An 11024-nucleotide genomic window follows, 5' to 3' on the forward strand; every position below is an offset into this window, starting at 1 on the left:
TAGTTATAACTATTCAGTTGTTTATAAATATGTTTTTTTTGTTGATAACCAAAAAAAAATCCGAAACCGCAGGGCTTCGGATTTTTAATCATTAAATATGAATTTACTCTTTATACTCGCCCATATTACTGTATTTGTCCATTCTCTGGGCAATCAAGTCGGCTGTTGATAAGTCTTTTAATTCATTATATCCTTTAGTAATGTATTCCGCTACTGTTTTAAAAGTAGTTTCGCGGTCGTAGTGCGCTCCGCCAAGTGGTTCTGGAATTACATCATCAACTAATTTTTGTTTTTTCATGTCAGAAGAAGTCAGTTTTAAAGCTTCAGCTGCACGTTCTTTGTACTCCCAGCTTTTCCATAAAATAGAAGAGCATGATTCTGGAGAAATTACAGAGTACCAAGTGTTTTCTAACATATAAACTCTGTCTCCAACACCAATTCCTAATGCTCCTCCCGAAGCACCTTCACCTACGATAATCGTAATGATTGGCACCTGCAGACGAACCATTTCAAAAATGTTTCTGGCAATAGCTTCTCCCTGTCCTCTTTCTTCAGCTTCTAAACCTGGATATGCACCCGGAGTATCTACTAAAGTAAGAACCGGAATACCAAATTTCTCCGCCATTTTCATTAAACGCAAAGCCTTACGGTATCCTTCTGGATTTGCCATACCAAAATTACGGTACTGACGTGTTTTTGTATTGTAACCTTTTTGCTGCCCTACAATCATAAACGACTGACCATTTATTTTACCTAAACCGCCCACCATCGCTTTATCATCTTTAAAGCCTCTGTCTCCATGAAGCTCTAAGAAAGTATCACCGCAAATTGCTTTGATATAATCTAAAGTATAAGGTCTGTTTGGGTGTCTTGACAGTTGTACTCTCTGCCAAGCCGTAAGGTTTTTGTATATATCTTTCTTAGTCTGCTCTAATTTTTTATTGATTTCCTTGCACGTTGGGGTTACATCAACGTCAGATTCTTTTCCAATAATAACGCACTTTTCTAGCTGTTCTTCAAGTTCTTTAATTGGAAGCTCAAAATCTAAATATTCCATGTATTTTTGAATTTTGTTTGTAAATCGAACCGCAAATATAAAAATATTATATCATTGGCGAAGTTAATTGTTATTTAAAGTATAAAAATGCAATTTAAAAATAAGTAAACTATTACAAGTTTTCCTTCTTGTTTTGATAATGTTTAAAAACACCGTTTAGAATAACTGTTATGATAATTATAACAGCTCCTATGTAAAATTCGACACTCATTTTTTCTTTTCCTCCTAAAATAAAGTAAGCCAAAACGATCCCGTAAACAGGTTCTAAGTTAGTCGTTAACATTACTGTATACGGTGTTAATCGCTGCATTACTTTTACAGAAGCCGTAAAAGCATAAGCTGTACAGATTGAAGCCAAAATCAATAATAAAACCCAGTTATTTAAGGACATTTGGAAGAAATCTGCTGTGAATTTTCCCTGAAATAAAAAATAAATCGTAATGAAGAAAACTCCCGCTCCAAATTCATAAAAAGTAATAACCGAAGGTTCGTGATCTGAGATTAATTTTCCATTCATTAAAGTAAATAAAACGCCTAAAATTATTGCTGCTAAAGCATAATAAACTCCCGTAAGATATTTTATTTCAACCTGAAGAATCAGTCCCAAACCTGCAATAATAACAAGTCCGAAGAAAACTTCATACCAAAGGACTTTTCGTCCGTAAAATAACGGTTCTAATAAAGAGGCGAAAAATGCTCCTAAAGAAAATATAGAAAGGGTGATTGAAACATTAGAAACATGAATTGCCTTAAAAAAGAAAATCCAATGCAATGCAATCAATAATCCAACAAAAATCAATTTAAAAAATTCTTTTACAGGAACCTGAAAAGACTGCTTTTTAAATGCAATAAATCCGCCTAGAAAAATCATGGCGATCAACATTCTGTACCAAACCAGATTATCGGCATCAATGGTAATTAAAGCGCCCAAAATGGCTGTAAAACCCCAGATAAAAACTATTAAGTGAAGATTTAAATAACTTTTTAAATTATCGTTTCGCATTACGTAATAAATAAACTGCCAGAATTCCGAAAACAATATTTGGGAACCAAACAGCTAATAAAGGTGAAAAAGTAGATTTTTCGGCAAGTGTACCGAAGATTTTATCAAAGAAAACAAATGAAAATGCAATGGCAATTCCAATAGCAAGGTTCATTCCCATACCGCCGCGGCGCTTCATTGAAGAAACTGCAACAGCAATAATAGTTAAAATAAAGGCCGAAACCGGCACACTGTATTTTTTGTACAGAACCACTAAATAAGTATTAATATTTCCAGAACCTCTTTTTCTTTCTTTTTCAATAAAATCAATTAGTTTTCCCAGAGTCAGGGTTTCTGCGATATAAACAACAGGAGTCAAATCTGCAAGTTCAAATTTAAAACCTACATTTTTCTCAGGAGCTTTTTCAATTACATCATTCAAATCTCCAACTGTTCTTTTTGTATAATCGTATAAAGTGTATATTTTCTTTTTTGGATCCCATTTTATACGACTGGCAGTTATTTTGTATGTTAATTTTTCTTTTTCAAAATGTTCTAAAGTAAAGTTAAAAGCTGTCTTTGACTCTTCATTAAAGCTATTTACAAAAATAAAATCGTGATCGTTAATTTGTCTAAAAACATTGGTATTTTCTCCCCGCATGAGCTGTTTACCATTTCCTTTTAAATAAGTGTACCTAAAATTATTAAATCCTTCACTAGCCGCAGGCACAATAAAAAATCCCATTAAAAGCACAAAAACAGAAACAATCGATGCACCAATAATATAAGGACGCAAGAAACGCGTAAAAGAAATTCCGGAACTTAAAATAGCTATAATCTCTGTATTATTCGCCAGTTTTGAAGTAAACCAGATTACCGATAAAAACAAAAAAATTGGAAACAGTGAATTGGCAAAATAAACTGTAAAATTGTAATAATAGATCGCAATTTGTGTAAACGGAATTTTGTTTTCCAGCATTTTATTTACCTTTTCTGAAACGTCTATTACAATTCCAATTGGAATAAATAACAAAATCATCACCGAAAAAGTGGCTAAATATCTTTTTAAAATATACTTGTCTATTATTGTTAACATAACAAAGTTTAATCGATTATTTGTTTAACCGTTTAACCGAATAAACGATTAAACAAATTAACGCATTTTATAGTCTTTGACTCATATTTTTAACCATCATTTCTTTCCATGGTCTAAAATCGCCCGCTAAGATATGTTTTCTAGCTTCACGAACCAACCACATATAGAAACCAAGATTATGTATCGTTGCAATTTGTTTTCCTAAATATTCGTTTGCAGCAAACAAGTGGCGTAAATACGCTTTTGAATATTCTGTATCAACAAAAGTATGCGCCATTTCGTCAATTGGAGAAAAATCTGCTTCCCACTTTTTGTTCTTGATATTAATTGTTCCGTTTGCTGTAAACAACATTCCGTTTCTCGCATTACGCGTTGGCATAACACAATCAAACATATCAATTCCTAACGCAATATTTTCTAATATATTTATAGGAGTACCAACTCCCATTAAATAACGAGGTTTATCTTCAGGAAGAATTTCGCAGACAACCTCAGTCATAGCATACATTTCTTCTGCAGGTTCACCAACAGAAAGTCCGCCAATTGCATTTCCCTGCTGGCCAGCGTTAGCAATATATTCTGCTGACTGGCGGCGTAAATCTTTATAAGTACTTCCCTGAACAATTGGAAAAAACGTTTGTTCGTAACCGTATTTATAAGGAACTTTTTCCAAATGATTGATACAACGATCTAACCAGCGGTGCGTCATGTGCATAGAACGCTGTGCATAACGGTAATCACAAGGATAAGGCGTACATTCATCAAAAGCCATAATAATATCGGCTCCAATCGTACGCTGAATTTCCATTACATTTTCTGGCGTAAAAAAGTGATATGAACCGTCAATATGTGATTTAAACTTTACCCCTTCTTCCTTAATTTTTCTATTTGAAGAAAGAGAATATACTTGATATCCTCCAGAATCGGTCAAAATATTACGATCCCAGTTCATGAATTTGTGCAGTCCGCCTGCCTTTTCAAGAATTTCAGTCTGCGGACGTAAATATAAATGGTAAGTGTTTCCTAGAATAATATCCGGATTTATTTCTTCTTTAAGCTCACGCTGATGCACACCTTTTACAGATGCGACCGTTCCAACTGGCATAAAAATAGGCGTTTCAATTACGCCGTGATCTGTAGTAATACTTCCCGCTCTTGCTTTCGACTGCGGATCTTTTTGTAATAAATCGAACTTCATTTGTTTCTTTTTTCAGTCGGCAAAGATAATCTAATTTCACGGAAATTTAATTAATTAGATTATTTGTCAATTATAAAATTGAGTTAATTCGAAAACAACATAAAAGCTAAACTTCAGAAATTTTTAAATTTGAGTAAAATCTATTAAAAATGAAATGTAATGCTGTCAGACAGAGTTCAGCCAAGGTCTTCACACAGTATATCCGCAACAATAAAAAATCAAATGAATTTAGCTCAAAAACTTGGATATCCCGAAAATGCCAAACTATTAATTATTCATGCTGATGACGCCGGATTATCACATTCAGAAAATCAGGCTACAATAAAAGCACTTCAAAACGGATCTGTAAACTCTTATAGCATTATGGTTCCTTGTCCGTGGTTTTACGAAATGGCTGAATTTGCTAAAAACAATCCGGATTTTGATTGCGGTATTCATTTAACTCTGACTTGCGAATGGGAAAATTACAAGTTTGGCCCCGTCCTTCCTATTTCCGAAGTTTCTAGCTTAGCAGATCAAAACGGTTATTTTTATAAAACCAGAAAAGATTTTAAAGACAACGCTAAACTTTCTGAAATTAAAAAAGAATTTATTGCTCAAATTGAAAAAGCGCTGCAATTTGGCATTCAGCCCACACATCTGGATTCACATATGTGCAGTGTTGGTGTAACACCAGAAATTTTAGATATTTATAGAGAATTAGGAAAAACATACAACTTACCGGTTTTCATTAATAAAGGTTTTGTAGAATCTATAAGTTTATCTGATAAACAATACAATTTTGAAGACACTCTTTTAGCTGATAATCTTCTTATTGGATATTATGCAGATTTCGAAAAAGGTGAACTTAGAAAATCATATGAAAAAGCCTTAGACAATATTATTTCGGGATTCAATGTTTTCCTGCTTCATCCTGCATATGATGATTTTGAAATGCAGGGAATTACGGTTAACCATCCTAATTTTGGTTCAGAATGGCGTCAAATAGATTTTGATTTTTTCACCAGCGATGAATGCAAAGCAAAACTTAAAAAAAATAACATTCAATTAATTACCTGGAAAGAAATCTCTTCCATTAGATGAATTTATATTGATGCGAATACTATAAGATTCTGATTTTAAAAATATAAGAACTCAAACCATAGATTTCATAACTTTATTAAGAACATTTTAAATATAGAAATCATGATAAACTCAGAAGATAAATTAGATGACATCAAGGATGAAAAAATTGAAAAAAACCTTGAAAACATGGATTACCCAGCAAACGAAGATATTTACAATCAAGAAGAAAGATTAGAAGATATTGACCCTCAAGATATTTCCGGAGAAAGAATAATTAACAATGACAATCACGAATGGAAACAGAACAGTGATAAAATTGGCAACGATTTAGATGTTCCAGGTTCTGAACTAGACGACCAGCAGGAAGACATTGGTTCTGAAGATGAAGAAAACAACTATTACAGCGAAAGCGATACGAATTAAAAAGTATATCAATTTCGAGAATATTTTTTGCCGCAGATTAAACGAATTCAGTTGATTTCTAAAATCATTTAATTCATTTAATCTGCGGCAAAATTTTTATATGCAATTATCAACTTCTTGTATTTTTTCCAAATCTGATAAAAAAAGAGCAAAAAAATTTAACAATTGAAACAAACTAAAGCAGAAAATCATTTGTCTCCCCACAAAATATCCGTTACTTTTGCTACAGTTTAAAATTTTACATATAAAATGAAGCCTAACACACAACAATTAAGCGATTTAACGATCCAAGTAAGAAGAGATATTCTTAGAATGGTACATGCTGTAAACTCTGGACACCCAGGTGGTTCTTTAGGTTGTACTGAATTTTTGGTAACACTATATCAAAATATAATGGACCGCAAAGAAGGTTTTGATATGGACGGAATTGGAGAAGATTTATTTTTCCTTTCAAACGGACACATCTCTCCTGTCTTTTACAGCGTTCTAGCACGCAGCGGTTATTTTCCAGTTTCAGAATTAGCTACATTCAGATTATTAGATTCTCGTTTACAGGGACACCCAACTACTCACGAAGGTTTACCTGGAGTTCGTATTGCGTCTGGCTCATTAGGACAAGGTTTATCTGTAGCTCTTGGAGCAGCGCAAGCTAAAAAATTAAACAAAGACAATCATATTGTATATAGTTTACACGGAGACGGAGAATTACAAGAAGGTCAAAACTGGGAAGCTATTATGTACGCTTCTGCTAAAAAAGTAGACAACATTATTGCAACAATCGACCTTAACGGAAAACAAATCGACGGAACAACCGATGAAGTTTTACCAATGGGAAGTATCCGCGCTAAATTTGAAGCTTTTGACTGGGATGTTTTAGAAATTAAAGAAGGAAACAGCATTGATGCTATCATCGCTGGCTTAACTGATGCTAAATCAAGAACAGGAAAAGGAAAACCAGTTTGTATTTTATTACATACAGAAATGGGTAATGGTGTAGATTTCATGATGCACACTCATGCTTGGCACGGTAAAGCACCAAACAATGACCAATTGGCTAGTGCTTTAGCTCAAAACGTTTCAACTTTAGCGGATTATTAAAAAATGCTTTAAGCAGTAAGCATTAAGCTTTAAGCCTATTGCCTACAGCCTATTGCGTATAGCAAAAAACAAAATGAAAAAATACGAAAATACAGGAAGTAAAGATACTCGTTCTGGTTTTGGAGCGGGAATGACTGAACTAGGTCAAAAAAATGAAAATGTTGTAGCATTATGTGCTGACTTAATTGGATCATTAAAATTTGATGATTTCAAAAAGAATCACCCAGAGCGTTTTTTCCAAATTGGAATTGCTGAAGCAAACATGATTGGAATCGCTGCAGGTTTAACAATTGGAGGAAAAATTCCATTTACTGGAACTTTTGCTAACTTCTCTACAGGAAGAGTTTACGATCAAATTCGTCAATCTGTTGCTTATTCAGATAAAAATGTAAAAATCTGTGCTTCTCATGCTGGTTTAACTTTAGGAGAAGATGGTGCAACTCACCAAATCTTAGAAGACATCGGATTAATGAAAATGCTTCCTGGAATGACAGTAATCAACACTTGTGATTACAATCAGACTAAAGCGGCTACAATTGCATTAGCAGATCACCATGGTCCAGCCTACTTACGTTTTGGACGTCCAGTTGTAGCGAACTTTACTCCAGCTGACGAACCATTCGTAATTGGAAAAGCAATTTTATTAAACGAAGGAACAGATGTTACGATTATCGCAACAGGACACTTAGTTTGGGAAGCTCTTATTGCTGCTGAAGCTTTAGAAGCAAAAGGAATTTCTGCAGAAGTAATCAACATTCACACTATTAAGCCTCTTGATGAAGAAGCAATCCTTAAATCGGTTGCTAAAACAAGATGTGTAGTAACTGCAGAAGAGCACAACTACCTTGGAGGTCTTGGAGAAAGCGTTTCAGGCGTATTAGCTTTAAACAATCCAACTCCACAAGAATTTGTTGCTGTAAAAGATAGTTTTGGTGAATCTGGAACTCCAGAGCAGTTAATGGAAAAATACAAATTAAACAATCAAGCGATTGTTGAAGCTGTAGAAAAAGTTATCAAAAGAAAGTAATCTTTTCATACATACAAAAAAGCCTCGAAACTCAAATTTCGAGGCTTTTCTTTTTCCAGCGGTATCAAATTCAATTGAATTCACCGGCAAAAAACATTTGAATATAAGCTTGCGAGGATTGAAAAACGTCATAAAAAAAACCTCGAAATTTGAATTTCGAGGTTTTTTATTCTATTTATTTCGCTTCCTTAATTCTTTTTATAAGGATATGTATTATCTAAATGAATTCTTTTTCTTCCAGCAGCTAAAAAATCATCTTCAATAAACTTTCTAGGATTATTTATAGACTCAGGTAAATTAGGATTTGTTAATTCTCCTGTTGGTCTTCTAGGAATACCATATATTTCTGTTTCATCATAATTTGGCGTAGCAGGATTATCTGAAACAGGATTGTATGGATAATATTTACTCGTACCACCTAAAAATTCAGTTCCAGTAGGTTTTGTAATTTCAAAAAGAGTAGAATAACCGTCACCATCATCATCTGTATCTAAGAAATCTGCGATACCATCTTTATCTGTATCATCATCATATTGATTTGCAGGAGGTGTAGGATATTTTGTTGTATTTCTAAAATCATACACATATCCATCTCCACTAATATCTTCTTCAAAATCAAAAACACCATCTAGATCATGATCCAAACGAGTTAAATCATATAATTTAATACTAAAAATTAAAGGAGAATAAGCCGGGATTGCACTTGCTCCCGAACCATAATAACCTAAACCAGAAGGAATAAATAATACTCCTGCACCAAAATTTTCATATTTCATACTGCCGTCAGGTTTCATTGTAGCAGTTCCTGTTTTAAATTGAGGAAAAGCCTCGCTCCAGCCTGTAATTGTACCGTATAAATCTAACGCATTAGTTGGAAATAAAACCTGCTCAAAAAACGTTGTTGACAAATGTTCTGCCTCAGTATCTGTTTTTGCAACACGAGTTAAATACTCACCTCTATATGATGTAAATGCCCCGTCAGTATTCATTGGCGAAGTCCCGGTACCTTCTCTCAAAACCAAATAATACATTTGATATACAATACCATGCATAGGCACTTCTCTTTTTAACAGCTTTGGAAATGTTGGACTATTAAGGTAAGACATTATTGAAGGCTGCGTTGAAGGATCAGTAATTTTAGTAAATGTAACATCCTGATCAGTTTGTTCTCCCGGAGCATCTGTTACTGTTATAAAATAGGTATTTAAATATTCTTCAATATTTGCATTATCAGTATTATATTGTTCTTGATAATCTCTTAGAGGCACAATCTCTTCATCATCATCCTTTTTATTACAAGATACAATTGCAAGTCCTGCGAGTAATAAAACAAAATAATATTTAAATTTATTCATTATTGTTAATTTTTTAGGTGCGCAAGATACAATATTGATTTATTTTTGTAAAGAATTTAACTTGGATTTTAGAAAAATTATGAGAATAGATAAATACTTATGGTGCGTTCGTTATTACAAGACCAGAAATATGGTAACCGAAGCTTGTAAAAAGAACCAAATCACTGTAAACGGGCTAGTTGCAAAACCATCAAAAGAGGTTTTCCCTACTGACAGAATTACCTTTAGAAAAGATCAAATTACACAAATTATAACGGTATTAGATATTCCTGAAAGCCGTGTAGGCGCAAAACTCGTTGATATATACCGAAAAAACGAAACACCGCCGGAAGCTTACGAACATTTAGAACTGTTGAAACTTTCTAAAGAACATTACCGTAAAAGCGGAACAGGAAGACCAACTAAAAAAGACAGAAGAGATATCGACGATTACGGAAATGATTTTATTGACGAAGAAAACGAAGATGAAATTTAAATTTCAATTCAAAAATCTGAATTCTACAATCTAAAATCTAAAATTGTAATTGTATTTTAGCAAAAAAAATAATCATGAGCAAAAACATCATCTTAACAAATCAGGAAATCGAACACAAAATAAAACGTATCGCTTATCAAATCTACGAAACCTTTGTTGACGAAGAAGAAGTTGTAATTGCAGGAATCGCATCTAATGGTTCTGTTTTTGCTCAAAAACTAGCAGAATCTTTACGCACAATTTCAACATTAAAAGTGTCTCTTTGCGAAGTCAAAATTGACAAACAAAACCCACAGTCCCCTATTCAGACTTCTTTAAGCAAAGAAGATTATAAAAATAAAGGACTTGTGCTGGTTGATGATGTATTAAACTCAGGAACTACTTTAATTTATGCTGTCCGCCATTTCCTTGACGTTCCGCTTAAAAAATTCAAAACAGCAGTACTTGTTGACAGAAATCATAAAAAATACCCTGTAAAAGCAGATTTTAAAGGAATCTCTTTATCAACTTCTTTATTAGAACACGTTCAGGTTGTTTTTGATGAAAACGGAGACAATTATGCTTTTCTAAGCTAAAATATCCAAAATATCCTGAACCGTTTCGTCAATTGTTCTATTATCAACTGCCACTTTATGCTGTGCATGGTTGTAATAAAAGCTTCTGTCGAATAAATGCTTTGCGATAAATTCTTTCATTTCGTCTTCGTCCATATTAGCAATTAAAGGACGTTTACTTTTATTATGTACCAATCTATTATATAAAGTATCAATAGAAGCTTTTAAATAAACCGAAACAATATCGTCTCGCTGCAGTAATAAATGATTATTAGCGTAACATGGAGTTCCTCCACCCAAACCTATAATAGCATTTTCTGAAGATTGAAGTAATTCAAGAAACATTTCGTGCTCTAATTTTCTAAAATAGATCTCTCCGTGCTGTTCAAAAATCTCTTTTATCGACAAATTTGCTCTTTTTTCGATACAGATATCCAAATCTAAAAACGGAATTTGAGTGATTTTTGACAAATTTTGGGCAATTGTAGACTTTCCGCAGCCCATGTAACCTAACAATACAATTTTTTTCATATTAATAAAACCTTATAAACTAAGCGATTGGAAACTTTTCCAAAAAAAAGACAAATTTATGATAAAATTGCTTGGAAACTTCAAAAAAAACTCCTTATATTTGCACCCGCATTCAAGGAATTAAATGACTCGATAGCTCAGTCGGTAGAGCACATCACTTTTA

12 protein-coding genes are annotated in these 11024 nt (G+C 33.3%); 6 read left to right on the top strand and 6 right to left on the bottom strand.

The window, feature by feature from the left end; all coding sequences use genetic code 11:
* Nucleotides 1-103: 103 nt before the first annotated feature.
* The 4 genes from ACTJIW_RS00105 to tgt all read right to left on the bottom strand — a co-directional run bounded on the left by ACTJIW_RS00105 (nucleotide 104) and on the right by tgt (nucleotide 4333).
* Nucleotides 104-1057, bottom strand: a complete 954-nt coding sequence (locus ACTJIW_RS00105; protein WP_440715425.1) for an acetyl-CoA carboxylase carboxyltransferase subunit alpha — start codon at nucleotides 1055-1057, stop codon at nucleotides 104-106.
* 112 nt (nucleotides 1058-1169) lie between these two features.
* The gene (locus tag ACTJIW_RS00110; RefSeq protein ID WP_011921561.1) at nucleotides 1170-2060 is read right to left on the bottom strand and encodes a DMT family transporter; all 891 of its coding nucleotides are present in this window, start codon (nucleotides 2058-2060) and stop codon (nucleotides 1170-1172) included.
* A complete protein-coding gene (locus ACTJIW_RS00115) occupies nucleotides 2047-3135 on the bottom strand; it encodes an LptF/LptG family permease (protein WP_011921562.1) in 1089 nt (362 codons plus the stop codon). Before ACTJIW_RS00115 ends, ACTJIW_RS00110 begins: the two co-directional genes overlap by 14 nt.
* Before the next feature lie 67 nt (nucleotides 3136-3202).
* Nucleotides 3203-4333: a tRNA guanosine(34) transglycosylase Tgt gene (tgt, locus tag ACTJIW_RS00120; protein ID WP_011921563.1), complete on the bottom strand. Its 1131-nt coding sequence runs from the start codon at nucleotides 4331-4333 to the stop codon at nucleotides 3203-3205.
* A 159-nt stretch (nucleotides 4334-4492) separates the two neighbouring features.
* On the opposite strand from tgt, the gene ACTJIW_RS00125 reads away from it, so the two are divergent.
* From ACTJIW_RS00125 to ACTJIW_RS00140, 4 genes are all read left to right on the top strand, one after another.
* The gene (locus ACTJIW_RS00125) at nucleotides 4493-5416 is read left to right on the top strand and encodes a polysaccharide deacetylase family protein (protein ID WP_440715424.1); all 924 of its coding nucleotides are present in this window, start codon (nucleotides 4493-4495) and stop codon (nucleotides 5414-5416) included.
* Between the two features lie 102 nt (nucleotides 5417-5518).
* Nucleotides 5519-5821: a hypothetical protein gene (locus ACTJIW_RS00130; protein ID WP_011921565.1), complete on the top strand. Its 303-nt coding sequence runs from the start codon at nucleotides 5519-5521 to the stop codon at nucleotides 5819-5821.
* A gap of 249 nt (nucleotides 5822-6070) precedes the next feature.
* On the top strand, nucleotides 6071-6919 hold the full coding sequence (locus tag ACTJIW_RS00135) for a transketolase (protein ID WP_011921566.1): 849 nt from the start codon (nucleotides 6071-6073) through the stop codon (nucleotides 6917-6919).
* A gap of 73 nt (nucleotides 6920-6992) precedes the next feature.
* A complete protein-coding gene (locus ACTJIW_RS00140) occupies nucleotides 6993-7946 on the top strand; it encodes a transketolase family protein (RefSeq protein WP_011921567.1) in 954 nt (317 codons plus the stop codon).
* Nucleotides 7947-8134: 188 nt separating this feature from the next.
* Here the strand turns inward: ACTJIW_RS00140 and ACTJIW_RS00145 are convergent, their stop codons facing one another.
* Nucleotides 8135-9301, bottom strand: a complete 1167-nt coding sequence (locus ACTJIW_RS00145; protein ID WP_440715423.1) for an FKBP-type peptidyl-prolyl cis-trans isomerase — start codon at nucleotides 9299-9301, stop codon at nucleotides 8135-8137.
* 79 nt (nucleotides 9302-9380) lie between these two features.
* Between ACTJIW_RS00145 and ACTJIW_RS00150 the strand changes: the two genes are divergently transcribed.
* Both ACTJIW_RS00150 and ACTJIW_RS00155 read left to right on the top strand, forming a co-directional pair.
* The gene (locus ACTJIW_RS00150) at nucleotides 9381-9776 is read left to right on the top strand and encodes an RNA-binding S4 domain-containing protein (RefSeq protein ID WP_011921569.1); all 396 of its coding nucleotides are present in this window, start codon (nucleotides 9381-9383) and stop codon (nucleotides 9774-9776) included.
* Nucleotides 9777-9850: 74 nt separating this feature from the next.
* Nucleotides 9851-10351 carry a phosphoribosyltransferase domain-containing protein gene (locus ACTJIW_RS00155; protein ID WP_011921570.1) on the top strand — a complete coding sequence of 167 codons (501 nt, stop codon included), beginning with the start codon at nucleotides 9851-9853 and terminating at the stop codon, nucleotides 10349-10351.
* Here ACTJIW_RS00155 and ACTJIW_RS00160 read toward each other — a convergent pair.
* On the bottom strand, nucleotides 10343-10861 hold the full coding sequence (locus ACTJIW_RS00160) for a shikimate kinase (protein WP_073408848.1): 519 nt from the start codon (nucleotides 10859-10861) through the stop codon (nucleotides 10343-10345). The genes ACTJIW_RS00155 and ACTJIW_RS00160 overlap by 9 nt on opposite strands.
* Between the last annotated feature and the right edge of the window lie 163 nt (nucleotides 10862-11024).

This window comes from Flavobacterium sp. 22659 (genome assembly GCF_052044235.1).
In the GTDB taxonomy this organism is placed as follows: domain Bacteria; phylum Bacteroidota; class Bacteroidia; order Flavobacteriales; family Flavobacteriaceae; genus Flavobacterium; species Flavobacterium johnsoniae.

What these genes read in the sequence shown, in the direction of transcription:
- ACTJIW_RS00160 (WP_073408848.1), bottom strand. Translation starts at nt 10,861, where the DNA reads ATGAAAAAAATTGTATTGTTAGGTTACATGGGCTGCGGAAAGTCTACA.
- ACTJIW_RS00130 (WP_011921565.1), top strand. Translation starts at nt 5,519, where the DNA reads ATGATAAACTCAGAAGATAAATTAGATGACATCAAGGATGAAAAAATT.
- ACTJIW_RS00135 (WP_011921566.1), top strand. Translation starts at nt 6,071, where the DNA reads ATGAAGCCTAACACACAACAATTAAGCGATTTAACGATCCAAGTAAGA.
- tgt (WP_011921563.1), bottom strand. Translation starts at nt 4,333, where the DNA reads ATGAAGTTCGATTTATTACAAAAAGATCCGCAGTCGAAAGCAAGAGCG.
- ACTJIW_RS00115 (WP_011921562.1), bottom strand. Translation starts at nt 3,135, where the DNA reads ATGTTAACAATAATAGACAAGTATATTTTAAAAAGATATTTAGCCACT.
- ACTJIW_RS00140 (WP_011921567.1), top strand. Translation starts at nt 6,993, where the DNA reads ATGAAAAAATACGAAAATACAGGAAGTAAAGATACTCGTTCTGGTTTT.
- ACTJIW_RS00150 (WP_011921569.1), top strand. Translation starts at nt 9,381, where the DNA reads ATGAGAATAGATAAATACTTATGGTGCGTTCGTTATTACAAGACCAGA.
- ACTJIW_RS00110 (WP_011921561.1), bottom strand. Translation starts at nt 2,060, where the DNA reads ATGCGAAACGATAATTTAAAAAGTTATTTAAATCTTCACTTAATAGTT.
- ACTJIW_RS00155 (WP_011921570.1), top strand. Translation starts at nt 9,851, where the DNA reads ATGAGCAAAAACATCATCTTAACAAATCAGGAAATCGAACACAAAATA.
- ACTJIW_RS00145 (WP_440715423.1), bottom strand. Translation starts at nt 9,301, where the DNA reads ATGAATAAATTTAAATATTATTTTGTTTTATTACTCGCAGGACTTGCA.
- ACTJIW_RS00125 (WP_440715424.1), top strand. Translation starts at nt 4,493, where the DNA reads ATGCTGTCAGACAGAGTTCAGCCAAGGTCTTCACACAGTATATCCGCA.
- ACTJIW_RS00105 (WP_440715425.1), bottom strand. Translation starts at nt 1,057, where the DNA reads ATGGAATATTTAGATTTTGAGCTTCCAATTAAAGAACTTGAAGAACAG.